We start from the raw sequence: 23,455 nt of genomic DNA, 5'->3' as shown, positions 1-23,455 counted from the left end.
CCCGAACGGAACATCATGAGCGACAGCATCATCACTGCGAACGATCTCGGCAACGGCCTCGTTGTCTTCCTGACGGCCGATGGCGGGTGGTCGCAACGGCTCGCCGATGCGCGCGTCGTCGGGCCCGATGCGCTGCCCGAGGCGGTCGCCTATGGCAAGGCGCAGCACGACGCCCGCATCGTCGTGGAACCCTATGATATCGAGGTCACGCTGGAGAACGGCGTCCCGGTCCCGGTCCGCCTGCGCGAGCGCATCCGCGCAGCGGGGCCAACGGTCGCTTATGGCGAAGCCGAAATCGCCGAACGCGCCGCTCTGAGCAAGGCAGGTTGACGTCCATGTATCGTTATGACGAGTTCGACCAGGATTTTGTGACCGACCGCGTCGCGCAGTTTCGCGACCAGGTGGAGCGCCGCCTTTCAGGCGAGCTGACGGAGGACCAGTTCAAGCCGCTCAGGCTGATGAACGGCGTCTATCTGCAGTTGCACGCCTATATGCTGCGCATTGCCGTGCCCTACGGCACGCTCGACAGCCGCCAGATGCGCAAGCTTGGAGACATCGCCCGCCGCTATGATCGCGGCTACGGCCATTTCACGACGCGGCAGAACCTGCAGTTCAACTGGCCGAAGCTCTCCGACATCCCCGACATCCTGGCCGAGCTCGCCTCGGTCGAGATGCACGCGATCCAGACCTCGGGCAACTGCATCCGCAACGTCACCGCCGATCATTTCGCCGGTGCCGCGGCTGACGAGGTCGCGGATCCGCGCCCCTATGCGGAGATCCTCCGCCAGTGGTCGTCGCTGCATCCCGAATTCGTCTTCCTGCCGCGCAAGTTCAAGGTCGCCGTCACCGGCGCGGAACGCGACCGCGCCGCCATCCAGGTGCACGACATCGGCCTGCATCTGAAGAAGGACGAGAACGGCCGTCTCGGCTTCGCCGTCTATATCGGCGGCGGCCAGGGTCGCACCCCGATGATCGCCAAGAAGATTCGCGACTTCCTGCCGGAGGAGGACCTGCTCTCCTATTCGGAGGCGATCTTGCGCGTCTACAATCTGAACGGCCGGCGCGACAACAAATATAAGGCCCGTATCAAGATCCTGGTGCATGAGACCGGCGCCGGCGAAATCGCCCGCCAGGTCGAGGAGGAATGGGAACGTATCCGCCACGGTGCGCTCAAGCTGCCGCAGGGCGAGGTCGAGCGCATCCGTGAATATTTCGCCGCGCCGGCAGGCCTCGCCGCGAAGGCGCCGAGCGCCAGCCTTGCCTCAGCGCGCCAGGCGGATCCTGAATTCGACGCGTGGGTGCGGCAGAACACGTTCCCGCATCGCGTTGCCGGCCATGTCTCGGCAACGATCTCGCTGAAGCCGATCGGCGGCACGCCGGGCGATGCCACGGCCGACCAGATGGACGTCGTTGCCGATCTCGCCGAGCGGTTTGCATTCGACGAGATCCGTGTCAGCCACGAGCAGAACCTCATCCTGCCGCATGTCGCGGAGGACAATCTCCGCGCTGTTTACGATGGTCTGGTTGCGGCGGGCCTTGCCACGGCCAATGCCGGGCTCGTCACCGACATCATCGCCTGCCCGGGCCTCGACTATTGCGCGCTGGCCAATGCGCGCTCGATCCCGGTGGCGCAGCGCATCTCGCAGCGCTTCGGCGATATCGGGCGCCAGCGCGAGATCGGCGAGCTGAAGATCAAGATATCCGGCTGCATCAATGCCTGCGGCCATCACCATGTCGGCCATATCGGCATTCTCGGCGTCGAGAAGAAAGGCGAGGAGTTCTACCAGATCTCGCTCGGCGGCTCAGGCGACGAGAACTCGGCGATCGGCGACATCATCGGCCGCGGCTTCTCGACCGATGAGATCGTCGATGCGGTCGAGACCATTGTCGACACCTATATCGCCCGCCGTGAAGCGCCGGAGGAAACCTTCCTCGCCGCCTATCGCCGCCTCGGCCAGGGCCCGTTCAAGGAGGCGCTTTATGGCACGGCTTGATCCCGCCGCCATCGGCGCTGCCGGTGGCGCGCCACCTTTCGACCATGACAATGCCGGCCTCGAGGACGCTGCTGTCCTCAACGCCCGCTTCGGCCATCTCGCCTCGCGCGAGGCCGTCGCCAAGGCGCTCGAGCTCTTCGGCGACAAGATCGCGCTCGTCTCATCCTTCGGCGCCGAATCCTCGGTGCTGCTGCATCTCGTTGCCTCGGTCAGCCGCGACGTGCCGGTCGTATTTATCGATACGCTCAGGCTCTTTCCCGAGACGCTCGCCTATCGCGACACGTTGGTCGAGCGGATCGGACTGACGCATGTCCGAACCGTGACGCCGGACGAAGCAGTGCTTAAGGCCAACGACCCCTACAAGGCGGCCTGGATGAGCAATGCTGATCTTTGCTGCCATATCCGCAAGACCGAGCCGCTGGCCCGGGCGCTCACCGGCTTCGATGCCTGGTTCACCGGCCGCAAGCGCTTCCAGGCGGCGACGCGCGCCAGCATCCAGCTGTTCGAGCAAGACGGCGCGCGCGTGAAGGTCAACCCGCTCGCGACATGGTCGTCGGCTGAGCTCAAGGCCTATATCGCCGACAACAACCTGCCGGCGCATCCGCTGGTCGCCGAGGGCTATCCCTCGATCGGCTGCGTGCCATGCACCTCGAAGGTCAAGCCGGGCGAGGACGAACGCGCCGGCCGCTGGCGGGGCCTCGACAAGGTCGAATGCGGCATCCATCTCGGCGAAGCCGACGGCAGCGGAATCTGAAATGGCACTTTGGAAGCACGGCCGCTTTGTCGAGGACGCGTTTACGCGTCTTGCCGACGACGCGGAGATCCCCGGCGACGGCGCCATCATCGTGTCTCTGGCGCGGTTTCGGGCCGAGCGCGACACACTCATCGCGCGCGCCGCGCCGCTCGGCATCGTCATCGAACCCGGCGCCGACTGGTCGGACATCGTCGCCGATCTGCCGCGCTTCGCGGTCGTCGCAGCCGACCTGCCGAAATTCGCCGATGGTCGCGCCTTCTCGATCGGCCGCCTGCTGCGGGATCGCGACGGCTTCACCGGTGAACTGCGCGCCGTCGGCGCCTTTTTCCTCGACCAGATCCCGTTCCTGAAGCGGGTCGGCTTCGAGTCCTTCGCCACCGACGATCCGCTTGTCATCCGGGGCCTCGAAGAGGGGCGTTGGCCGGAAGTTGCCGAATATCTCCAGCCCGCCGCCGACAATGGCGAACAACTCGCCGGCAAGCGCCCTTGGGCGCGCCGCCCCGCCAGCGGCGGGAGTGCGCAGTCTTGAAGCTTTTCGTCACCGATCAGGACGGCGGCGAGCACGAGCTCGAGGCGCTTGAAGGCTGGCGTGTCATGGAGGTGATCCGGGACTGGGGTCTGCCGATCAAGGCGGAGTGCGGGGGGGCGCTCGCCTGCGCCACTTGCCATGTCTATGTCGATCCCGAATGGTTCGACCGCCTCGTTCCGATGACCGAGGAAGAGGAAGAGCGTCTCGACGACGCCATGCTGGTGAAGTCGAATTCGCGGCTGTCCTGCCAGATCCTGATGTCGGACGAACTCGACGGCCTCAAGGTGCGCCTCGCGCCCGGCAGCGAGCCCTGATCCGGCAGCACCACGGCACCACGGGCCTCGTCTTTGCGCGGCCTTCCGCTATGCTGGCGCCTGTCACGCGGCGATCATGCATGCTATGCGATCGTGGCGTTCGACCCGTTTCAATCCCGAGGTGTCTCCATGTCCGATCTCGTCGCCATCGTCTATCCGTCGCTGGAAAAGGCCGAAGCCGTCCGCCAGGAATTCCTGACGCTGCAGAAGGAATATCTGATCAGCCTCGATGACGCCGTCATTGCGGTGAAGACCGAAGACGGCAAGGTCAAGCTGCACCAGATGGTCAACACGACCGCCACCGGCGCTGCCTCGGGCAGCTTCTGGGGCCTTCTGGTCGGCATGGTATTCCTGATGCCGGTCGTCGGCGTTGTCATCGGCGCTGCCTCGGGCGCGCTTGGCGGCCTGCTCGCCGATTTCGGCATCAACGACAAGTTCATGAAGGATCTGTCGGAATCGCTGCAGCCCGGCAATGCGGCGCTGTTCCTGCTGATCCGTTCGATGACCGCCGACAAGGTGCTCGAGGAAATCCAGGGCTACGGCGGCGTCGTGCTGAAGACCTCGCTCGACAACGACAAGGAAACCGCGCTGCGCAATGCGCTGGCCGGCCATGCTCATGTCGACGCCCCGGTCGCTCCGCCGGCTCCCTCCGTCTGAGCAGCAACGGCGCCCTTACGCGAGACTGTCGATGGCGCGCTCGCGCGCCATCGTTTCATCGAGACCCACCCTTGAAGATCGCCTGCCTGCATACGCATGAGAGCAATGTCGCAGGCTTTGACGTCGCTGCGGCGGAGCTTGGTTTGCCGTCCGGTCTCCTGCTTCACGTGGTTCGCCCCGAACTCCTCGCCGAGGCGGAGAAGTGCGGCGGCGTCACTGACGAGGTCAGCCGCCGGACGGCCGAGGCCTTGCTGGCGTTGGCAGAAGGCGCGGATGTCGTTCTTCTGACATGCTCGACGCTGGGTTCGGCCGCCGACATGGCCGCAGCGGAAGCGTCCGTGCCGGTTCTTCGCGCCGATGCGGCGCTTGCCGCTGAGGCCGTCGCCGCGGGCGGCCTTGTGGTCGCGCTGTGCGCCGTCGCGACGACCATCGCGCCGACGACGAAACTCTTCGCGGCCGCCGCTGCCTGGACGGGTGCCACGGTCGATATCCGCATGGTCGACGGTGCCTGGGACCTCTTCCGAGCCGGCAGGCGCGAGGACTACCTCACTGTCATCGCCGCGGCTGCCGATGCGTCCTATCGCGACGGCGCGTCGCTGGTGGCGTTCGCGCAGGCCTCGATGGCTGCCGCCGCGTCGCGCGTGACGGCCGGACCGAAGCCCCCATCGAGCCCGCTGGCCGGTCTGCGCCAGGCCGTGGCGGCGGCTCAGTCCAGCGTCCGGCGATAGCGCAGGAGCGCGATGGTCCCGACCGCCAGCCAGAAGGCGGCCAGAGGCCAGATTTCACCGACGAGATCGGCAGGGCCGCTGCCCTTCAGCATGATTCCCCTGACGGAGCGGATGTAATGCGTCAGCGGCAGTACGACGCCCAGCGTCTGCGCCCAATCCGGCATGCCGCGGAAGGGAAACATGAAGCCGGACAGCAGGATCGAGGGCAGGAACCAGAAGAAGGTCATCTGCATCGCCTGCATCTGCGTCTTGGCGATGGTCGAGAAGGTGTAGCCGAGCGTTACATTGGCCGCGATGAACAGGAAGGTGATGCCGATCAGAAGCATCAGCGATCCCTGCATCGGCACCGCGAAAAGGACGCGCGCGCAGACGATGATGATCGCGACCTGCACCGTCCCGATGCCGATATAAGGCACGATCTTGCCGATCATGATTTCGAGCGGCGTCGCTGGCGTCGCCATGAGATTCTCGAGGGTGCCGCGCTCGCGCTCTCGTGTCAGGGCCAGCGCGGTCATCAAGATCGTCGTCATGGTGAGGATGGTGCCGAGCAGCCCCGGTACGATGTTGTAGGCGGTGACGCCCTCCGGATTGAAGCGGCGATGGATGACCAGATCGACGGGCGAAGCGCTGGCGGCCTCAGCGGCGAGCGGACCGGTCAGCACGGTCGAGAGCGCCGAGGCGAGGATCTCCGGGAGGGCGGCCAGCGCGTTGGCGGAGGCCGAGGGATCGGTCGCATCGGCCTCGATCAGGAGTTGAGGCCTGAGCCCGCGTGCGAGATCGCGGCCGAAGCCCGGCGGGATCGAGATCACATAGGCGGCGCTGCCGTCGACGAGGGCGCGGCTGGCCTCCGCCTCGCTGACGAAGCCGGGCTGGAGAGCGAAATAGCGAGAGGTGGCCAGCGCGGTGATCACGGCGCGCACCTCGGGACCGTTCTCGGTCGATGTGACAAGTGTCGGCAACCGCTTCGGGTCGGTGTTAATGGCATAGCCGAACAGCACCAGCTGCATCACGGGGATCGCGAGGATCATCGCGAAGGTCATCCGGTCGCGCTTCAACTGGATGAATTCCTTGATCATCATCGCGAGCACGCGGGAGAACGAGAAGGCGGAGGTGGCGTTCATGGCCTCCTACCATTGCCCGCACGATCCTCGACCGAAGCCTGCTGCATTAGGCGGATAAAGACATCCTCAAGCCCGGTCGCACCAGGTACCGCCGTCACGCCGCCACCGACTTCCGCCACAGCCGCATCGACGGCCTGCTTCAACAGCGCGGCGTCAGGGCCGACGACGTGGAGATCGTTGCCGAACGGGGCCACCTGTTCAACGCCATCGCGGCCACGCACCAGTGCTGCGATCCGGTTCACATTGGCGCCTGAGACGACAATCGTCGAAAGCCCGGACCGGTCGATGACCTCGGCGACGGTGCCCCGCGCCACGATCCGGCCATAGGCGATATAGACGATCCGGTGGCAGCGCTCGGCCTCGTCCATGTAATGGGTCGAGACGAGCACGGTCAGTCCTTCGGCGGCGAGGCGGTGGATTTCGTCCCAGAATTCGCGCCGTGCTTGCGGATCGACCCCGGCGGTCGGCTCATCGAGCAACAGCAGCTTCGGCTGGTGCATGACGGAGGCGGCGAGGGCCAGCCGCTGCTTCCATCCGCCTGAGAGCGAGCCTGCCAGCTGGTCGCGCCGTCGTTCGAGGCCGAGCCGCGCAATCGTTTCGGCGACGCGCTTCTGCCGGTCGTCGAGATCATAGACCCGCGCCACGAAGTCGAGATTCTCGCGGATCGTCAGATCCTCGTAGAAGGAAAAGCGCTGCGTCATGTAGCCGACTTCGCGCTTGATCAGAGTTGACTGGGTGAGGATGTCGAGGCCGAGGCAGGTTCCGCTGCCGGAATCGGGCTTGAGCAGGCCGCAGATCATGCGGATGGTCGTCGTCTTGCCGGAGCCGTTCGGGCCGAGAAAGCCGACAATCTCGCCGCGCCGTACCTCGAGCGCGACATCGTCCACCACCGTGCGACCGTTGAACCGCTTCGTGAGGCCGACGATCGAGATCACCGTATCGTCGCGGGTGTCCGTCACGGCGCGCGGCCCGCCAGCGTGACATCGAGCGGCTGGCCGGGCGAGAGCAGGAGCGCGTCGCCCTCGGGTTTCGCCTCGATCCGGTAGACCAGCTTGGCCCGGCTCTCGGTAGAATAGATCACCGGCGGCGCGAATTCGGCACTGGCGGCAATCCGCGACACGGTCGCGGCAAGGCCGGCAGCACAGCCGTCGCAGGCGAGCGTGACGCGATCGCCAGGACGAACCGCCGCACGCTGCGGCTCAGGCAGAAAGAACACGATCTTGCGGTTCTCGGGCGGCAGCAGCGAAACGACGGGGCTGCCGGCCGGAACAACCTCGCCGACGCGAAAAAGCGTGTCGTCGACCAGGCCAGCGACGGGCGCGGCGACGGACCGCCGTGCCAGCCGCGTCTTCGCGGCGCTGACGGCCGCCTCGCGCGCGGCCAATGTCTGACGGGCGGCCTCGATGACGTCGGTTCGCGCCGGCAGCCGGGCGACGGCGAGATTGCGCGTCGCCGCGTCGACGCGGGCATTGGCGGCGTCGAGATCGGATTTTGCCTGGTCGAGCGCGGCAGCCGATGACACGGCTCGCGTTTCCAGCGCCTGGTTGCGCGTAAAGGTCTTTTGGGCCGCCTGCTGCTGCGCTTCGGCTTCGTTGAGCTGGGCCTCCAGCACCGCGATCTCCTCCGGCCGCTTGCCGGTGGTGAGGTCGGCGAGGTTCGCCTCGGCCGCCGCACGCTCCGCCTCGCCCTCCGAGAGCGCCGCTCGTTCGTCGCGATCATCCAGCGTGAAGAGCGGCGCGCCCGCGGCGACCGCATGGCCTTTCTCGACCGCGAGCGACACCAGCCGTCCCGTCGCCTCAGGTCCGATGCGCACGAAGTCGCCCTCGACATAGCCTTGTGTGGTCGGCGCCGCGCCGCCATTGCTGCAGCCCGCGACGAGGCCGAGCAGGACCGTCGCTGCCGCGCCGCGAACGAGGAACCGGCGCATCATGATTTTGCCGCCTCGGCCGTGACGCCGACAATGCGGTCGATGTTCGCGTTGATGACGCGCATGATGCTGTGACGATCGGCAGGGCCGATTTCGTCGCGGCCCATGATGCGCAGCACGAGGGGCTGGGCAACCCGGAAGATCTGCATCTGGCCGATCAGCGTAAAGACCCGGAGGCCTGTCTCGTCGCTGTCGGGATCACTGTCGGTGAGGATGCCGACAAGCCTGCGGAGCACAGCGTGCACCGGCGCCATGAAGCCGACGATGACGTCAAGAACCGGCGAAGGCTCCATCTGCTCGCGGACGACGAACCGCGCCCAGTTCTCTGCGTCCCTGGTACTCAGCATGGCCTCCAGATGCGCCTCCGTGATCTGCTGCAGCAGGCGTCTTGCCATGATCTTGTCTGGATTGCCTTGCGATAGCGCATGCAAGGCGTCGCCGATCGTCACACCGATGCGCCGGCCGATCTCGCCCGTCACATGCTCGGCGACCGCAAGGTGAAGGCCCTCCTTGCTGCCGAAGTGGTAGACGATCGCGGCCAGATTGGCCCCGGCGCTGCGGGCGATCTCGCGCGTCGAAGCGGCCTCGAAGCCCTGACGGCCGAAGATGTCGAGCGCTGCTGCGATCAGGCGCTGCCGCGTCTCGGCGCCACGGTCCTGTCGGGCGCGCTGGTAATGGCGCGATCGCTCGCTCGCGGCTGCCTCCGGCATTCCGCTGTCGGTCATGACGCGAGGCTCCCTTTGTCTGATGCGGCCCAGACTGGCCGAAGGGCGCTTCAATGTCAATCAATCGTATGAATTTAATTGATCCAGATCAGCTTCCTCTTGCGATTGCAGCGCGTCTGAAGGACACTCGCTTTACCGCAACGAGAAGACGGGGGCGCTTCCATGTCGGTTTACCTGCTTGCATTGCTGATAGGTGTGGTCGCTGGGCTGCGCGCGATGACGGCGCCCGCCGCTGTGAGTTGGGGTGCCTATCTCGGCTGGATCGCGGTGTCGGGGTCGTGGGCCGCATTCATGGGGCACTGGATCGCCGTGCTCGTGTTCACGCTGCTGGCGCTCGTCGAGCTCGTGACCGACCAGTTGCCATCGACGCCGAGCCGTAAGGTGCCGATGCAGTTCGGCGCGCGGATCGTGAGTGGCGCATTCTGCGGCGCTGTGATCGGGACGGCAGGTGGCATGCTTGTGGGCGGGCTCATCGCTGGCGCGATCGGCGCGGTGATCGGCACGCTCGGCGGGGCGGATGTCCGGGGGCGCCTTGCGCGCGCCTTCGGCAAGGACCTGCCCGCCGCGCTGATCGAGGATGCGGTGGCGATCGTCGCGGCCTTCCTGATCGTCTCCGCGGTCGCATGACCCGGCGTTTCGATGCCATCGTCATCGGCGGGGGGCAGGCCGGCATCCCGCTGGCCGGGCGCCTGTCGGCCGCCGGCATGAGTGTCGCGCTGATCGAGCGCAAGCTGATCGGCGGCACCTGCGTCAATACCGGCTGCACGCCCACCAAGACGCTGGTCGCCAGCGCCGAGGCGATCCACACCGCGCGGCGCGGCGCCGACTACGGCTTCACGGTCACCGGGGATATCCGCGTCGATCTCAAGGCCGTGATGGCACGCAAGGATGCGGTCGTCGCAAAGTCGCAGGCCAGTCTTTCGGCCTGGATCGGCGGCATGGCCAATTGCACGCTGATCGAGGGCCATGCCCGTTTCGAGAGCGCGCGGACGGTGCGCGTCGGCGACGAACTGCTCGAGGCTGAGCGCATCTTCATCAACACCGGCGGTCGTGCGCTGGTGCCCGACATGCCCGGCGTCGATTCGGTGGATTTCCTCACCAACACTTCGATCCTCCAGCTGGAGGAGCTGCCGCGCCATCTGGTCGTCGTTGGCGGTAGCTATATCGGGCTTGAATTCGGCCAGATGTTCCGCCGCTTCGGCAGCGAAGTCACGATTGTCGAGAAGGGGTCGCGCCTGATCGGCCGCGAGGACGAGGATGTCTCGGCTGCTGTGAAGGACATTCTCGAGGCCGAGGGGATCGGCATGCGGCTTGATGCCGAATGCATCCATCTGCGCCCCGACGGCGCGGATATCATCGTCGGCGTCGACTGCACGTCCGGCGATCGCGAGCTCAAAGCCTCGCATGTCCTGCTGGCCGTCGGCCGCCGCCCGAACACGGATGATCTCGGCCTCGACAAGGCGGGGGTCGAGATGGACGCGCGGGGCTTCATCAAGGTCGACGATGCCCTTGAGACCTCGGTGCCCGGCATCTGGGCGATGGGCGATTGCAACGGACGCGGCGCTTTCACCCACACGTCCTACAACGACTTTGAAATCATCGCCGCCAATCTGCTCGACGATGATCCGCGGCGCGTTTCAGACCGGGTCGAGGCCTATGCGCTTTATGTCGATCCGCCGCTCGGCCGTGTCGGCATGACCGAAGCGGCGGTCCGCAAGAGCGGCCGTCCGGCGCTGATCGGCACGCGGCCGATGAGCCGCGTCGCACGCGCGACTGAAAAGGGCGTCAGCGCCGGCTTCATCAAGATCCTTGTCGATGCCGAGACCAAGCTGTTCCTGGGCGCGTCCATTCTGGGCGTGACCGGGGACGAGGTGGTGCATGGCATCCTCGATCTGATCTATGCCAAGGCGCCCTATACGGTGCTGGCCAGGTCTGTCCCGATCCACCCGAATGTCTCTGAACTGCTGCCGACGGTCGTCCAGGAATTGAAGCCGCTGGTATAGGCACCCGCCTCAGATCCGGTCGCGCAGCGCGTACCAGCTCATGCCGGCAACGAGCGCCGGCCAGCGCAGCAGCTTGCCGCCTGGAAAGCGCGGGCAGGGCAGGGCGGCGAAACTGTCGAGCCGGCCCGGATTGCCAAGGATCGCGTCGGCGATGATCTTGCCGCCATAGGGCGCAAGCGCAACGCCCTGGCCTGAATAGCCGGATGCTGTATAGACGCCGGGCCTCAGCCGGCGCAGAAACGGCAGGCGGTTGACCGTTACGGCGAGCGTACCGCCCCAGGCGTGATCGATCCTGACATCACCGAGCTGCGGATAGATGCGCAGCAGATGACGCCGCACGAAGGCGAAAATGTCGGCAGGGTCGCGTCGTGAATAGGTTTCGCCGCCGCCGAACAGGATCCGGCCGTCGATCGTCGGCCGCCAGTAATAGACAACGAAGCGCGAATCCGAGACGGCTTCGCCGCCGGGAATAAGCCCGCCCGGCATGCCCGCGCCTATCGGCGCGGTGGTCAGGATGAAATTCTTGATCGGCATCGACCGCGTCTCGGTTTCCTGGTCGATGCCGTCGAGCAGTCCGTTGCCGGCAAGGACCACGATGTCGGCGCGTACAGAGCCGCGCGACGTCACGAGCAGTGGCTTCATTCCATCGTCGAGACGGATGGCCTGCGTGTCCTCATGCAGGTTGGCGCCGGCCGCGACGGCAGCGCGCGCCAGCCCTTGCGCGAATTTCAGCGGATGCAGATGGCCCGCGGTGCTGTCATAGCGGCCGCCGAAATAGGCGTCGGTGCCGATCATCGGCGCGAGGCGGTCCGGCTCGATCCATTTCGCATGCGGATAGCCGTAGTCGTCGTTCAGCTTGTCGACATAGTCGCGCTCTTCGGACACGAGACGGCGCTTGTGCACCGCCTCGACAAGCCCCGGCCGCCATTCGGCATCGATGCGATGCTTGTCGATGAGGTGATGAACGAGCGCCTTCGCCTCTTCGGCGAGATTGAAGAGTTCATGCGCCGCCGGTCGTCCGAGATGGCGCTCCAGCCAGTCCTGATCGCGGCGTTGGCCGGTATGAAGCTGGCCGCCATTGCGGCCCGAGGCGCCGGAGCCGATGCGGTTCGCCTCGATAAGCACCGTCTCGATCCCGGCCTCGGCGAGATGGAGTGCGGCAGAGAGCCCCGTATAGCCGCCCCCGACGATGGCGACATGCGCCTTGCGGTCGCCATCGAGCGGCGGAAAGGCCAGAGTCGGATCCGCCGTCTCAGCATACCAGGACGGGGTGTGCGGTGCCGTCATCCGCCAGCGACGATCTGTGTCAGTGCTGCGCGCGACTTGACGAAGCGAAGCTGCCCGTCCGGCATCAACCCGTCAGACTGCCAGCCGAGATGGGCATAGAAGCCATGCGCGCGGATGCCGGGGCCGGCGCCGGCTTCCAGCCAGGCCGAAGCGACGCCGGTCGCGTGGAGAAACGCCTCCGCATGAGCGAGGAGCAGCCGTCCAAGGCCGAGACCCTCATAGTCCGGCAGAACGAACATCGCGAAGATATTGCCTTCCGCGCTGTCGGCGATCGAGATCCCGGCATCGACGCCATCGACATTGGCGATGAAGGCGCGACCGGTCGTCCGCAGCAGGTTGGCGATGACCTCCGGCGTGATGCCGTAATCGGCCATCTGCTCCAGCGTCATGTGATTCTCGCGGACGCTGGTCCTGATGGCATTGAGGATCGGCACCTCATCGGGCGTCGCGATGCGGACAGTGGTCGTCATGCGAGACCGAGCCGCTTCACTTCGGCATGGGTATCGTCGAGGGTCTTGGACGCCACGGCAATGAGGTGATCGGCCTCTTCATGTGTGAGCGTCAGCGGCGGCGACAGGATGAGCGAATCGCGCACGGCGCGCATCACGAGGCCATTGCGGAACGAGAAATCGCGCGCGATCGTGCCGACCTTGCCGGTATCCGGGAAGGCAAGCGCCCGCGACGGCTTGTTCGGCACCAGTTCGAGAGCGCCCATGAGGCCGGTCATCCGGGCCTCGCCGACAAGCGGATGATCGCCCAGCGCCAGCCACTTCTTCTGCAGATAAGGGCCGATATCGTCCCGCACGCGCTCGACGAGCTTTTCGTTCTCGATGATGCGGAGATTTTCGAGCGCCGCCGCCGCGGCGAGTGGATGGGCGGAATAAGTGAAGCCGTGATTGAAATCGCCACCCTCGCCGATGATCACATCGGCGACCTTGTCGGAGACCATGACGCCGCCGATCGGCAGATAGCCGGACGAAAGTCCCTTGGCGATCGGCATCAGGTCCGCCTCGATGCCGAAAGTCTCGGAGCCGAACCAGTTGCCGGTGCGGCCAAACCCGGTGATGACCTCATCGGCGACCAGCAGGATGTCGCGGTCCTTCAGGATGCGCGCGATCTCGGGCCAATAGGTCGAGGGCGGGATGATCACCCCGCCGGCCCCCTGGATCGGCTCGGCGACGAAGGCGCCGATCTTGTCCTCGCCGATCTCTTCGATCGCCGTTTCCAGCGCCCGCGCGGCAATGATGCCGAATTCCTCCGGCGTCGTATCGCCGCCTTCGCCGAACCAGTAGGGCTGCGCGATATGGTGAATGCCCGGTATCGGCAGGCCGCCCTGCTCATGGATCGGCTTCATGCCGCCGAGGCTGCCGCCGCCCATGGTGGAGCCATGATAGGCATTGTGGCGGGCGATGAGGACTGACTTCTCCGGCTTGCCGCGCGTCGCCCAATAGTGGCGGACCATGCGGATGACCGTGTCGTTCGCCTCCGAGCCCGAATTGACGAAGAAGACGTGATTGAATTGCGGCGGCGTCAACCGCGCCAGGGTCTCGGCCAGCGCGATCGCCGGTGGATGCGTCGTCTTGAAGAAGGCGTTGTAGTAGGAGAGCTCGGCCATCTGGCGCTGGATCGCCTCGGCGATCTCCTTGCGGCCATGGCCGATATTGACGCACCACAGCCCGGCCATGCCGTCGAGGATGCGGTTGCCGTCCGAATCCCAGATCCATGCGCCTTCGCCGCGCACGATGACGCGGCTGCCCTCGGCATTCAGCGCTTTCATGTCTGAGAACGGATGCATGTGATGCGCCGCGTCGCGGGCGCGATAGTCGGCCGTCAGGTTGGAGAGCTTGGTCAATTCAGAGGCCACGCTTGCTGGAAATCCGCTATCCGCTGTCATCGCCGGGCTTCATCCGGCGCGCCAGTCTTTCTTCGACCTCGACGTGTCACAATGGCCGGGTCAAGCCCGGCCAGGACGGGAAAGGGCCGAAGCGAACTCACACATTCAGCAGCAGATACTCCCGCTCCCAGGGGCTGATCACCTGCATGAAAGTCTCGTATTCGGCCTGCTTGATCGCGCGATAGGTCGACACGAAGCGCTTGCCGAAGATCTCGACGAGTTCCTCGCATTCCTCGAACAGCGATACCGCCTCGAGGATCGAACGCGGCAGGTCGATCTCGTCGGAATTGGCGGACCCCGACACCGGCTCGCCCGGCTTCAGCCCCTCGACGAGACCGAGATAGCCGCAGGCGAGCGAAGCCGCGATGGCGAGATATGGGTTGGCATCCGACGAGGGCAGGCGGTTTTCGAGCCGCCGTCCGGCCGGCGTCGAGTTCGGCACGCGCAGCCCGACGGTCCGGTTGTCATAGCCCCACTGCGTGTTCACCGGGGCTGACGACGAGCGGACGAGGCGCCGATAAGAGTTCACATAGGGCGCCAGCATGCACATCACCGCGGGCAGATATTTCTGCGAGCCGCCGATAAAGGCGAAGAACTGCGACGTCGGGTCGCCGTCCTCGTCGGAGAAGATGTTGCGTCCGGTTTCCAGGTCCACGACCGATTGGTGGATATGCATGGCCGAGCCCGGCTCGCGCGACATCGGCTTTGCCATGAAGGTCGCATACATGTCGTGCCTGAGCGCCGCCTCGCGCAGCGTGCGCTTGAACAGGAATACCTGATCGGCCAGCGCCAGCGGATCGCCGTGCAGGAGATTGATCTCCATCTGCGCGGCGCCTTCTTCATGGATCAGCGTATCGATCTCCAGGCCCTGGGCGGCCGAGAAATCGTAGATGTCGTCGAAGAGGTCATCGAACTCGTTGATCGCGGCGATCGAATAGGATTGCCGCGCCGCCTCGGGCCGCCCGGACCGTCCGGTCGGCGGCTCGAGCTGATAGTCCGGATCGGTGTTCGGCTTGACGAGATAGAACTCGATCTCCGGTGCGACGACCGGATTCCAGCCCTGGCGATGATAGAGATCGACCATGCGCCGCAGCACCTGGCGCGGTGCGGTTTCCACTGGCCGGCCATCGCGATGATAGCCGTCATGGATCACCTGCGCCGTCGGATCGCTTTCCCAGGGCACGACAGCGAGCGTCGAAAAATCCGGCTCGAACAGGATATCCTGGTCGGCGGCGTCGCTGATGTAGTCCTCGTCGTCGGGCGGGTAATCGCCGGTGATCGTCTGGGTGAGTATGGAGCCGGGCATCGACATGGTCGGGCCGGCGAGGAACTTCGAAACGGGCATCATCTTGCCCCTGGCGACTCCGGCCTGATCCGGCACCACGCATTCGATATCCTCGATCCCCCTGGCCTTTAGCCAGTCGCGGGCCTCGTCTAGCGAGGCGGCGCCGCGTTTCGCGTCTTCACGCGTTTTCGCGGGCCTCTTCCTTTTCGTCACGATATCCCCCGGGCGTCGCGCCATAAGGCATTCAGTGTGGCGACCGCCCGGCCGAAGTCAACTCCGATGCCTGCGACGAGAGAGTTGTGCCGCTCCCTCAAAAGAGAGTTGAGCTGGGCTGGAAACCCTCATAACGTCGCGAAAATAGGCATGCACAAACGGTGTACAGGGGCGTAGGCCCCGCACCAGATAGAGGGAAGTGTCGATGAAGAAGTTCTCAGGGCGCGCGGTGCTGGCGGCGGCGTTTGTTGCTGGCGGCGTAGCTTCTGCGGCCGCTGCCGACAAGGAAGTTCACGTCTACAACTGGTCGAATTACATCGACGATTCCATCCTTGCCGATTTCACCAAGGCGACCGGGATCAAGGTGATCTACGACGTCTATGATTCGATGGAGACGCTGGAAGCCAAGATGTTCACCGGCCGCTCGGGTTACGACGTCGTCGTGCCGACGGACCGCAACATGCAGGTCCTGATCGAGGCCGGCGCGTTCCAGAAACTCGACAAGTCGAAGATTCCCAATCTCAAATACGCTTGGCCGGACATCTACAAGCGCCTCGCGACTTATGATCCCGGCAACGAATATGCCGTCAACTACATGTGGGGAACGACCGGGCTCGGCTACGACAAGGCCAAGATCGATGCGCGCATGCCGGATGCGCCGGTCAATTCCATGGACATGATCTTCAAACCGGAGGTCGCAGCGAAGTTTGCCGATTGCGGCATCTACATGCTGAACTCGCCGGAAGACGTCATGCCGGCCGCGCTCAACTATCTCGGCCTGCCGCCGGATTCGAAGAACAAGGAGGATCTGCAGAAGGCAGCGGACCTCCTGCTGAAGATCCGGCCCTATGTTCGGAAATTCGATTCATCGCTGATCAATCCGCTCGCGACGGGCGAAGCCTGCGTTGCCTTCGGATTCTCGGGCGACATCCTGCAGGCCCGAGATACCGCGAAGTCTGGTGTCGAGATCGTCTATTCGATCCCGAAGGAAGGTGCGCTGCTCTGGATGGATTCGATGGTCATCCCGAAGGATGCGCCCAATCCGGAGGCCGCGCTGGCCTTCATCAACTACATCCAGACGCCCGAAGTGATCGCCAAGGCGACGAATTTCGTCAAATATCCGAATGGTAATCTCGAGTCGCAGAAATATGTCGACCCGGCGATCCTGAAGGATCCGACCATCTATCCGCCGGCGGATACGATGGCACATCTCTATACGACCACGCCGAACAGTGACGAAATCCAGGATGCGATGACCGCACTCTGGCAGCAAGTCCTGGCTGGCAAGTAGTCGGCTGCAATGGCGGCGTCCCAGAGAGACGGCCGCCTTTGTCAAATCTTGGCGCCTGGCACCCTTGAAGGTGACAGGCGCTTTTCGTAGCGTTTCATATTGAACGGGCGATGCAGGGGGCAGCGGAATGGCAGGCATGGCGATCGGGCCGATCCGGCGGTCATTTGCTCCCTGGAACGACCCGTCGGCCAAGGCCTTCATCGAGTTCCGCAATGTGACGCGGTCCTTCGGCGATTTCACCGCGGTGGATAATCTGTCGCTCAAGATCTACGAGCGCGAGTTCTTTGCTCTCCTCGGGCCGAGCGGCTGCGGCAAGACGACCTTGATGCGCATGCTGGCCGGCTTCGACGCGCCGACCAGCGGCGAGGTGCTACTGGACGGGCAGAACCTTGCGGGCATTCCGCCCTATAAGCGGCCCACCAACATGATGTTCCAGTCCTATGCTCTGTTCCCGCATATGACGGTCTGGGACAACATCGCTTTCGGCCTCAAGCAGGATGGGATGCCGAAGGCCGATATCGCGAAGCGCGTCGAGGAGATGCTGCATCTCGTCAAGCTCGAGACCTTCGCCAAGCGCAAGCCGCACCAGTTGTCAGGCGGTCAGCGTCAGCGCGTGGCGCTGGCTCGCTCGCTCGCCAAGAAGCCGAAGGTGCTGCTGCTCGACGAACCGCTCGGCGCGCTCGACAAAAAGCTGCGCGAGGAAACGCAGTTTGAACTGATCGATCTGCAGCAGCGTCTCGGGATGACATTCCTGATCGTGACGCACGATCAGGAAGAGGCGATGACCGTCGCCGACCGGATCGCTGTCATGAACCACGGAAAGATCGTTCAGGTTGCGACGCCGGCTGAAATCTACGAACAGCCGAATTCGCGCTACGTCGCCGACTTCATCGGCGAGATCAATGTTCTTGAAGGCCGCGTCTCCGCGTCGCCGTCGGGCGGCGCCCGGCTCGAATGCGTGGCCGCCGGCGCGACTGTCGAGACGCGGCAGCAGGTCGACGCCAAGCCGGGCGACCAGGCCTGGTTCGCGATCAGGCCCGAAAAGGTGCGCATTTCGCGCGATGCCCCGGCGGACCCGAGCGTCAATGCGGTTCCCGGTGAGGTCTGGGATATCGGCTATCTCGGTGATGTCTCGATTTATCACGTGCGGCTGGCGAGCGGCGCCACGATGAAGGCGACGATCACCAACACGACGCGCCTCGTCGAGCGGCCGATCAGTTGGGAAGACAAGGTCTGGATGACGTGGTCGGTCGATGGCGGCATCGTGCTGACCAAGTAGCGGCGGATCGGCCCGATGGGTCGGCCGGCGCATGATTTCGACAAAGCGGGCGGGGGATCAGATGGCGGCGAACATGACGTCCGCGGATACGAGGGGCAGCCGGCTACGCTGGCTGGTCATTGCGATCCCGCTGGCCTGGATGCTGATCTTCTTCCTGATCCCGTTCTTCAATGTCCTGAAGATCTCGTTCTCGACCCGGGCGCGGGCGATGCCGCCCTACAAGCCTGTTCTGACAATGGTCGACGGCCTCGCGGGCCTTTTCGACAAGCTTCAGCAGTTCACCGCGGCCAACTACCTGATGTTGGTCGCGGATTCGAAATACTGGCTGTCTTATGTCTCGAGCGTTCAGATCGCGCTCTGTTCGACCGTCCTGATCCTCCTCGTCGCCTATCCGATCGCCTATGGCATGGCCCGGGCGCCGCGCCAGTGGCGGACGACGCTGGTCATGCTGGTGATCCTGCCGTTCTGGACCTCGTTCCTGATCCGCGTCTATGCGTGGATGGGCATCCTCTCCGACGAAGGACTGCTCAATCAGCTCTTGATGCATTTCGGACTGATCGACCAGCCGCTGCGCATCCTCACCACCAATTGGGCCGTCTATATCGGCATCGTCTATTCCTACCTGCCCTTCATGATCCTGCCGCTCTACGCGACGCTGGAGAAGCTGGATGAGACGCTTCTGGAAGCGGCGGAGGATCTTGGCTGCCCGCCGATGAAAGCGTTCTGGAAGATCACCTTCCCGCTGTCGCTGCCCGGCGTCGTCGCGGGTTGCTTTCTCGTCTTCATCCCGATCACCGGTGAGTTCGTGATCCCCGATCTTCTGGGCGGCTCAGGCACTCTGATGATCGGCAAGACGCTCTGGTATGAATTCTTCAACAACCGGAACTGGCCACTCGCCTCCGCAGTGGCCGTGGTCCTGTTGCTGATCCTCGTCGTGCCGATCGTGATCTTCCAGAATCAGCAGCAGAAGCAGGCGGAGAAAGCGCGATGAGACGCGGGCTTACCTGGTTCAACGCCACTTCGGTCGCGCTCGGTTTTGCATTCCTCTATCTGCCGATCCTCCTGCTGGTCGTCTATTCCTTCAATGAATCCAAGCTGGTCACCGTCTGGACAGGCTTCTCGTTCCGCTGGTATGGCGCGCTGCTGAACGACAAGGCGATGCTGGATGCGGCCTGGGTGACGCTGCGGGTCGCCTTCCTTTCGGCGACGATTGCGACCGTGCTTGGGACGCTCGGTGCGCTTGCGCTGGTCCGGTTCGGCCGCTTCCTTGGGCGTACTGTGTTTTCCGGCATGATCTATGCGCCGCTCGTGATGCCGGACGTGATCACCGGCCTGTCGCTGCTGCTGCTCTTCGTCTCGCTCGATCTCGACCGCGGCTTCTGGACCCTCATCCTGGCTCATGTGACGCTGACGATGTGCTTCGTCGCCGTGGTGGTGCAGTCGCGGCTGGTGACCTTCGATCGCAGCCTCGAGGAAGCGGCGCTCGATCTCGGCGCGACGCCAACAAAGACATTCTTCGTCATCACGCTGCCGCTGATCATGCCGGGCGTCGTCGCCGGATGGATGCTCGCTTTCACGCTCTCGCTGGACGACCTCGTGATTGCCAGCTTCACCACCGGACCCGGCGCAACGACCCTGCCGATGAAGATCTTCAGCCAGGTGAAGTTCGGCGTCACGCCCGAAGTGAATGCGATCTCGACCATCCTGATCCTGGTGGTAGCGACTGGCGTGATCGTCGCTTCGCTCATTACCAAGCGGCGCGAGGTCGAGAGGCAGAAGGCGGAACGGCTGGCGCTTCAGGGCTGAGACTATTTTAATCCGGATAATATTGACGGCGACGTTTAACCCGGATAAAAAGCCGTGAGTTCCATCCATAGGACACGGCCATGACATCTGAGCCCAGCAATTCTGCGGATCCTGCAGCTTCCTCACTTAGCCCCACCGGGCCGGATGCCAACATCGACTGCACCGCATTCGGCGGATTGAAGCGCATCGCTTCCGGCCTGCTCGCAGACGTCGTCGTGGCGGCGAAGGCCGTGCTCGATCGTGGCGAGGCGGATACCATTGCAATCTTCGACAACGAGACCAGCCGGCCGATCGAGGTGGATTTCCGCGGCTCGGTCGAGGACGTTCGGCGGCGCCTCGCCGCTCCGCCGGCCGAGGCGACTCCGCGCGGGCCAGGGCGACCGAAGCTCGGCGTTGTTGCGCGCGAGATAACGCTGCTGCCGCGTCACTGGGACTGGCTAAACGCACAGCCGGGCGGCGCTTCGGTGGCGCTGCGGCGTCTTGTCGAGGCGGCACGTCGCGACACCGATGGCGAGGCGAAGATACGCGTGGCACGGGAGGCCGCAAACCGCTTCATGACGGCTATGGCTGGCGACCGGCCCGGCTATGAGGAAGCGACCCGCGCGCTTTTTGCTGGGGATCAGGCGCGGTTCGATGCCGAGACCGAGGCTTGGCCGGCGGATATCCGCGACCACAGCCGCCGTTTGGCCATCCCGGCTTTCGCGTCGATCTAAGGGGCGGAAGAAATCATGGCAAGACAGCCCACGCTTCTGCCTGAAGGTCCGCTTTGGCGGACATTCCTGGTCTTTCTCATCCCGATGATGCTGTCCAACGTGCTGCAGGCGCTGTCGGGAACGGTCAATAACGTCTATCTCGGCCAGATGATTGGCGTGAGGGCGCTCGCCGCGGTCTCGGCCTTCTTCCCGATCCTGTTCCTGTTCATTTCCTTCATCATCGGCATCGGCAGCGGCGCTTCGGTCCTTATCGGCCAGGCCTTCGGCGCACAAAAGTTCGACGAGGTGAAGCGCGTCGCCGGAACGACGCTCGCTGTGGCGATCCTGTTCGGCCTGATTGTCGCCGCTTTTGGCGGTTCGTCCACCGAGCGTCTGCTCGCCTTGGTGGGCACGCCGGCGGATATCCTGCCCGATTCGACGCATTACGCCCGCATCATGCTGATCGCGATGCCGGGCCTCTTCGTGTTCCTGCTGTCCACGGCCATGATGCGCGGCGTCGGCGATACAGTGACGCCACTCTATGCGCTGGCGATCTCGACGCTGGTTGGCCTCATCGTGACGCCGCTGCTCATCAAGGGTGCTCTTGGGTTGCCGGCGCTCGGCATCGCAAGCGGCGCCTATGCCTCGATCCTGTCCTTCATCATCGCGCTCATCTGGCTCGCCTGGTTCATGCGGCGGCGGCGCCATCCGCTCGCGCCGGATGCGGTGCTCTTCCGGGCGCTCTGGATCGACCGGACGATCCTCGTCTCGGTGCTGCGGATCGGACTGCCCTCGGGCGTCCAGCTTATTCTCGTCTCGCTGGCCGAGGTGGCGGTGCTGTCGCTGGTGAACGGGTTCGGCTCGGATGCGACGGCCGCCTATGGCACCGTCAACCAGGTGGTGAGCTATGTGCAGTTCCCGGCGATCTCGATCGCCATCACGGCCTCGATCTTCGGCGCACAGGCGATCGGTGCCGGCCGCGCCGACCGCCTTGGCCAGATCACCCGTACCGGCATCGCGATGACGCTGGTGATCTCCGGGACGCTGGTGCTGCTCGCCTATCTGTTCTCGCGAACCATCATCGGCTTCTTCATCACCGATCCTGATGTCGTTGAACTGGCGCAGCGGCTGCTGCACATCACGCTGTGGAGCTACATCGTCTTCGGCCTGGCAGCCGTTGTGGCCGGCGTGATGCGGGCGAGCGGCACCGTGCTGGTACCGACGGCCATCTCGATCCTCGCCATTGTCGGTGTCGAGGTCCCGGTCGCCTATATCCTGTCCAAGCGGATGGGCATCGACGGCGTCTGGATCGCCTATCCCGTGGCGTTCACGGCGATGCTGCTGATGCAGTCGGCCTATTACTGGTTCGTCTGGCGCAAGAAGCCGATCAAGCGGCTGATCTGATCAGCCGCCGGGTGCCGGATCACCGGGCGAACCGCCACCCGGCTTCCGCTGGTCGGGCGGCCGATGGCGGCCGCGACCCTGGTCCTGGGCGCCGATCCCGGCACGAAGGTCGGCTGGCGCCTGATCCAGCACGTCGAGAATGGCCGTCTGGCCGATGGCGTTCACTGTATCCAGCCTGTCGCGCAGCGTCGCCAGCGCGGCAGCAACCGCGTTCCGATCATAGGGGTCGGCGCGCATCGCTGCGAAAACCGCCTGTCGCGCGTCGCGGACAGCGCGGAACGCGGCGCGCAAAGCCGGCGTGTCCGGCTTCAGCGCCGCCGCGGCCTGGGTCCTCAGTTCCGGCGGCAGGACACGTGGCCCCAGCGCCGACAGCCTTTCCGCCAGGGCTGGCGGGTCGCGCTGCGGAACGCTGCGGGCGACGAGAAAGCCGGCAAGGCCAAAATTGACGACAAGCGAAATCACAAGAGCCGCGAGCACGGCTATGGCGGTGCGGCCGGTCAGGGTCACAGCACGCCTCCAAGGTCGACATCGTTGACCGCGATGGTGGTGTAGTCGGTGCCATCATCGTCGTCCGTGCTCGGAAGGGTCGTGCCGACCACGAAGCCGATCGCAAGCGACGCCGCGAGGGCGGCCATGCCGAAGCCAGCCAGCCGCCGCCAGGACGGCACCGGCTGGGCATACGCGGCATGAACCCGCCGAACCGGCGGCGCTGCCTCGCCCTGCATCATCGCGTGCACGGCGCTGTCGACCGAAGTTGCCGCCACGAACGTCGCACGGGCAGCAGGATCCGCGGCGATGAGCCGTTCCGCGGCGTCGCGCATTCCGGCCGGCCAGGATGCAGGCCGGGCACCGTGCCGGTCGAGCAGGTCAGCCAGTTGCTGCCGCGTCAGGCCGCCGCCGTCTGTCGTCATGGTTCGCCCGCCCTTTCATTGCTCTGCCGGGCCATGGCCCTCAGGCGAAGCGTCCGCCTCGCCCTGACCAGCAGCTGTTCCGTCGCCCCGACGGAGAGATTCATCAAATCGGCGATGGCAACCGTCGAATGCTCATCGCTCGATGCGAGCAGAATAGCCGCCCGCTGCCGCGGCGGAAGGGTCTGCAGATCCCTCATGACGGCCGAGACCTCCGAGCGTGCCAAGGCGGTCACCTCCGGCCCCGGCATGTCGTCGACGCCTTCTGGCGCGGTATCGAGGCCGATGAACTGCAGGAAGCGCGCGCGCCTCGCGCGGTCGATCGAACGGTTCACCACCGCGCGCGTCAGATAGGCGCCGATCGGTCCCCGTTCCGTATCCAGCCGATCGGCCCGCCGCCAGACGGCGAGAAACACGTCCTGAACGATGTCCTCCGCCTCATCGGCACGCGCGAGGATGCGCCGCGCGATCAGGCGAAGGCGACCCCCATGGCGCAACATGAGCGCTTGCAGCGCCCGCTCATCGCCCGCCTTCAGGCGCAGCGTCAGCTCGGCGTCGGCATCATCGGCGTCGGACACGCTGCCCAAGTTCGGTCTTCGCTCCACGCCGTCGATGCGGACGGTCGCCCATGCTAGTCCAGTTTG

At 65.0% G+C, this 23,455-nt stretch carries 26 protein-coding genes; 15 read left to right on the top strand and 11 right to left on the bottom strand.

Translation table 11 applies throughout. From position 1 onward, the window contains the following. The first annotated feature begins 15 nt into the window (after window positions 1-15). The 7 genes from BUB39_RS05305 to BUB39_RS05275 all read left to right on the top strand — a co-directional run bounded on the left by BUB39_RS05305 (window position 16) and on the right by BUB39_RS05275 (window position 4,976). A complete protein-coding gene (locus tag BUB39_RS05305; protein WP_073051908.1) occupies window positions 16-330 on the top strand; it encodes a DUF2849 domain-containing protein in 315 nt (104 codons plus the stop codon). Window positions 331-335: 5 nt separating this feature from the next. Continuing rightward, a complete protein-coding gene (locus tag BUB39_RS05300; RefSeq protein WP_073051907.1) occupies window positions 336-1,994 on the top strand; it encodes a nitrite/sulfite reductase in 1,659 nt (552 codons plus the stop codon). Next, window positions 1,981-2,748 (top strand): phosphoadenylyl-sulfate reductase, encoded by a 768-nt coding sequence (locus BUB39_RS05295; protein ID WP_084526901.1) that lies wholly within the window; start codon window positions 1,981-1,983, stop codon window positions 2,746-2,748. Before BUB39_RS05300 ends, BUB39_RS05295 begins: the two co-directional genes overlap by 14 nt. 1 nt (window position 2,749) lies before the next feature. After that, entirely contained in the window at window positions 2,750-3,277 is a 528-nt protein-coding gene (locus tag BUB39_RS05290) for a DUF934 domain-containing protein (RefSeq protein WP_073051906.1), read from the top strand. Beyond that, window positions 3,274-3,591: a 2Fe-2S iron-sulfur cluster-binding protein gene (locus BUB39_RS05285; RefSeq protein ID WP_073051905.1), complete on the top strand. Its 318-nt coding sequence runs from the start codon at window positions 3,274-3,276 to the stop codon at window positions 3,589-3,591. The genes BUB39_RS05290 and BUB39_RS05285 overlap by 4 nt, the downstream gene beginning before the upstream one ends. 129 nt (window positions 3,592-3,720) lie before the next feature. Then, complete coding sequence (locus BUB39_RS05280) at window positions 3,721-4,248, top strand: DUF1269 domain-containing protein (RefSeq protein ID WP_073051904.1); 528 nt, start codon at window positions 3,721-3,723, stop codon at window positions 4,246-4,248. A gap of 71 nt (window positions 4,249-4,319) precedes the next feature. Continuing rightward, window positions 4,320-4,976 (top strand): Asp/Glu racemase, encoded by a 657-nt coding sequence (locus BUB39_RS05275; protein WP_073051903.1) that lies wholly within the window; start codon window positions 4,320-4,322, stop codon window positions 4,974-4,976. Here the strand turns inward: BUB39_RS05275 and BUB39_RS05270 are convergent. From BUB39_RS05270 to BUB39_RS05255, 4 genes are read right to left on the bottom strand one after another with little or no spacing between them, the layout of a single operon-like run. Continuing rightward, window positions 4,955-6,097 (bottom strand): ABC transporter permease, encoded by a 1,143-nt coding sequence (locus BUB39_RS05270; RefSeq protein ID WP_073051902.1) that lies wholly within the window; start codon window positions 6,095-6,097, stop codon window positions 4,955-4,957. The genes BUB39_RS05275 and BUB39_RS05270 overlap by 22 nt on opposite strands. After that, window positions 6,094-7,056: an ABC transporter ATP-binding protein gene (locus BUB39_RS05265; RefSeq protein WP_084526900.1), complete on the bottom strand. Its 963-nt coding sequence runs from the start codon at window positions 7,054-7,056 to the stop codon at window positions 6,094-6,096. Before BUB39_RS05265 ends, BUB39_RS05270 begins: the two co-directional genes overlap by 4 nt. Further along, complete coding sequence (locus BUB39_RS05260; protein ID WP_084526899.1) at window positions 7,053-8,027, bottom strand: HlyD family secretion protein; 975 nt, start codon at window positions 8,025-8,027, stop codon at window positions 7,053-7,055. The genes BUB39_RS05265 and BUB39_RS05260 overlap by 4 nt, the downstream gene beginning before the upstream one ends. Further along, window positions 8,024-8,749 (bottom strand): CerR family C-terminal domain-containing protein, encoded by a 726-nt coding sequence (locus BUB39_RS05255; protein WP_084526898.1) that lies wholly within the window; start codon window positions 8,747-8,749, stop codon window positions 8,024-8,026. The genes BUB39_RS05260 and BUB39_RS05255 overlap by 4 nt, the downstream gene beginning before the upstream one ends. A gap of 162 nt (window positions 8,750-8,911) precedes the next feature. On the opposite strand from BUB39_RS05255, the gene BUB39_RS05250 reads away from it, so the two are divergent. Both BUB39_RS05250 and BUB39_RS05245 read left to right on the top strand, forming a co-directional pair. Further along, entirely contained in the window at window positions 8,912-9,376 is a 465-nt protein-coding gene (locus BUB39_RS05250; protein WP_073051901.1) for a DUF4126 domain-containing protein, read from the top strand. Next, window positions 9,373-10,752 (top strand): FAD-containing oxidoreductase, encoded by a 1,380-nt coding sequence (locus tag BUB39_RS05245; protein WP_073051900.1) that lies wholly within the window; start codon window positions 9,373-9,375, stop codon window positions 10,750-10,752. The genes BUB39_RS05250 and BUB39_RS05245 overlap by 4 nt, the downstream gene beginning before the upstream one ends. A gap of 9 nt (window positions 10,753-10,761) precedes the next feature. Here BUB39_RS05245 and BUB39_RS05240 read toward each other — a convergent pair whose 3' ends face one another. From BUB39_RS05240 to BUB39_RS05225, 4 genes are all read right to left on the bottom strand, one after another. Continuing rightward, window positions 10,762-12,039, bottom strand: a complete 1,278-nt coding sequence (locus BUB39_RS05240) for an NAD(P)/FAD-dependent oxidoreductase (RefSeq protein ID WP_073051899.1) — start codon at window positions 12,037-12,039, stop codon at window positions 10,762-10,764. After that, window positions 12,036-12,509, bottom strand: a complete 474-nt coding sequence (locus BUB39_RS05235; protein WP_073051898.1) for a GNAT family N-acetyltransferase — start codon at window positions 12,507-12,509, stop codon at window positions 12,036-12,038. Before BUB39_RS05235 ends, BUB39_RS05240 begins: the two co-directional genes overlap by 4 nt. Continuing rightward, window positions 12,506-13,933, bottom strand: a complete 1,428-nt coding sequence (locus BUB39_RS05230; protein ID WP_175561738.1) for an aspartate aminotransferase family protein — start codon at window positions 13,931-13,933, stop codon at window positions 12,506-12,508. The genes BUB39_RS05235 and BUB39_RS05230 overlap by 4 nt, the downstream gene beginning before the upstream one ends. Before the next feature lie 97 nt (window positions 13,934-14,030). Further along, on the bottom strand, window positions 14,031-15,431 hold the full coding sequence (locus tag BUB39_RS05225) for a glutamine synthetase family protein (protein WP_073052792.1): 1,401 nt from the start codon (window positions 15,429-15,431) through the stop codon (window positions 14,031-14,033). Window positions 15,432-15,630: 199 nt separating this feature from the next. Between BUB39_RS05225 and BUB39_RS05220 the strand changes: the two genes are divergently transcribed. From BUB39_RS05220 to BUB39_RS05195, 6 genes are all read left to right on the top strand, one after another. Continuing rightward, entirely contained in the window at window positions 15,631-16,722 is a 1,092-nt protein-coding gene (locus tag BUB39_RS05220; RefSeq protein ID WP_425292888.1) for a polyamine ABC transporter substrate-binding protein, read from the top strand. A gap of 127 nt (window positions 16,723-16,849) precedes the next feature. Then, a complete protein-coding gene (locus tag BUB39_RS05215) occupies window positions 16,850-18,001 on the top strand; it encodes an ABC transporter ATP-binding protein (protein WP_073051896.1) in 1,152 nt (383 codons plus the stop codon). Between the two features lie 73 nt (window positions 18,002-18,074). After that, window positions 18,075-18,992, top strand: coding sequence for an ABC transporter permease (locus BUB39_RS05210; protein ID WP_244540153.1), 918 nt, complete (start codon window positions 18,075-18,077; stop codon window positions 18,990-18,992). After that, window positions 18,989-19,807 (top strand): ABC transporter permease, encoded by an 819-nt coding sequence (locus BUB39_RS05205; RefSeq protein WP_073051895.1) that lies wholly within the window; start codon window positions 18,989-18,991, stop codon window positions 19,805-19,807. Before BUB39_RS05210 ends, BUB39_RS05205 begins: the two co-directional genes overlap by 4 nt. Window positions 19,808-19,887: 80 nt before the next feature. Further along, window positions 19,888-20,520: a DUF2239 family protein gene (locus tag BUB39_RS05200; protein ID WP_084526897.1), complete on the top strand. Its 633-nt coding sequence runs from the start codon at window positions 19,888-19,890 to the stop codon at window positions 20,518-20,520. 15 nt (window positions 20,521-20,535) lie between these two features. After that, window positions 20,536-21,903: an MATE family efflux transporter gene (locus BUB39_RS05195; protein WP_073051894.1), complete on the top strand. Its 1,368-nt coding sequence runs from the start codon at window positions 20,536-20,538 to the stop codon at window positions 21,901-21,903. Here BUB39_RS05195 and BUB39_RS05190 read toward each other — a convergent pair whose 3' ends face one another. Genes BUB39_RS05190 through BUB39_RS05180 form a run of 3 tightly spaced genes read right to left on the bottom strand, consistent with a single transcriptional unit; the run spans window position 21,904 to window position 23,389 of the window. Beyond that, complete coding sequence (locus tag BUB39_RS05190; RefSeq protein ID WP_073051893.1) at window positions 21,904-22,410, bottom strand: periplasmic heavy metal sensor; 507 nt, start codon at window positions 22,408-22,410, stop codon at window positions 21,904-21,906. After that, complete coding sequence (locus BUB39_RS05185; RefSeq protein ID WP_073051892.1) at window positions 22,407-22,814, bottom strand: hypothetical protein; 408 nt, start codon at window positions 22,812-22,814, stop codon at window positions 22,407-22,409. The genes BUB39_RS05190 and BUB39_RS05185 overlap by 4 nt, the downstream gene beginning before the upstream one ends. Continuing rightward, window positions 22,811-23,389 carry an RNA polymerase sigma factor gene (locus BUB39_RS05180; protein WP_210187029.1) on the bottom strand — a complete coding sequence of 193 codons (579 nt, stop codon included), beginning with the start codon at window positions 23,387-23,389 and terminating at the stop codon, window positions 22,811-22,813. Before BUB39_RS05180 ends, BUB39_RS05185 begins: the two co-directional genes overlap by 4 nt. Window positions 23,390-23,455 lie beyond the last annotated feature (66 nt).

Origin of the sequence: Kaistia soli DSM 19436, from assembly GCF_900129325.1 — a bacterium.
In the GTDB taxonomy this organism is placed as follows: Bacteria; Pseudomonadota; Alphaproteobacteria; order Rhizobiales; family Kaistiaceae; genus Kaistia; species Kaistia soli.
The sequence above is the reverse complement of the archived record's forward strand: the minus strand, read 5'-3'. Positions and strand labels throughout refer to the sequence as shown.

Bases quoted from the DNA above. Each gene is read 5' to 3' on its own strand.
- BUB39_RS05305 (WP_073051908.1), top strand. From the start codon at position 16: ATGAGCGACAGCATCATCACTGCGAACGATCTCGGCAACGGCCTCGTT.
- BUB39_RS05300 (WP_073051907.1), top strand. From the start codon at position 336: ATGTATCGTTATGACGAGTTCGACCAGGATTTTGTGACCGACCGCGTC.
- BUB39_RS05295 (WP_084526901.1), top strand. From the start codon at position 1,981: ATGGCACGGCTTGATCCCGCCGCCATCGGCGCTGCCGGTGGCGCGCCA.
- BUB39_RS05290 (WP_073051906.1), top strand. From the start codon at position 2,750: ATGGCACTTTGGAAGCACGGCCGCTTTGTCGAGGACGCGTTTACGCGT.
- BUB39_RS05280 (WP_073051904.1), top strand. From the start codon at position 3,721: ATGTCCGATCTCGTCGCCATCGTCTATCCGTCGCTGGAAAAGGCCGAA.
- BUB39_RS05270 (WP_073051902.1), bottom strand. From the start codon at position 6,097: ATGAACGCCACCTCCGCCTTCTCGTTCTCCCGCGTGCTCGCGATGATG.
- BUB39_RS05260 (WP_084526899.1), bottom strand. From the start codon at position 8,027: ATGATGCGCCGGTTCCTCGTTCGCGGCGCGGCAGCGACGGTCCTGCTC.
- BUB39_RS05255 (WP_084526898.1), bottom strand. From the start codon at position 8,749: ATGACCGACAGCGGAATGCCGGAGGCAGCCGCGAGCGAGCGATCGCGC.
- BUB39_RS05250 (WP_073051901.1), top strand. From the start codon at position 8,912: ATGTCGGTTTACCTGCTTGCATTGCTGATAGGTGTGGTCGCTGGGCTG.
- BUB39_RS05245 (WP_073051900.1), top strand. From the start codon at position 9,373: ATGACCCGGCGTTTCGATGCCATCGTCATCGGCGGGGGGCAGGCCGGC.
- BUB39_RS05240 (WP_073051899.1), bottom strand. From the start codon at position 12,039: ATGACGGCACCGCACACCCCGTCCTGGTATGCTGAGACGGCGGATCCG.
- BUB39_RS05235 (WP_073051898.1), bottom strand. From the start codon at position 12,509: ATGACGACCACTGTCCGCATCGCGACGCCCGATGAGGTGCCGATCCTC.
- BUB39_RS05230 (WP_175561738.1), bottom strand. From the start codon at position 13,933: ATGACAGCGGATAGCGGATTTCCAGCAAGCGTGGCCTCTGAATTGACC.
- BUB39_RS05215 (WP_073051896.1), top strand. From the start codon at position 16,850: ATGGCAGGCATGGCGATCGGGCCGATCCGGCGGTCATTTGCTCCCTGG.
- BUB39_RS05210 (WP_244540153.1), top strand. From the start codon at position 18,075: ATGACGTCCGCGGATACGAGGGGCAGCCGGCTACGCTGGCTGGTCATT.
- BUB39_RS05205 (WP_073051895.1), top strand. From the start codon at position 18,989: ATGAGACGCGGGCTTACCTGGTTCAACGCCACTTCGGTCGCGCTCGGT.
- BUB39_RS05200 (WP_084526897.1), top strand. From the start codon at position 19,888: ATGACATCTGAGCCCAGCAATTCTGCGGATCCTGCAGCTTCCTCACTT.
- BUB39_RS05195 (WP_073051894.1), top strand. From the start codon at position 20,536: ATGGCAAGACAGCCCACGCTTCTGCCTGAAGGTCCGCTTTGGCGGACA.
- BUB39_RS05185 (WP_073051892.1), bottom strand. From the start codon at position 22,814: ATGACGACAGACGGCGGCGGCCTGACGCGGCAGCAACTGGCTGACCTG.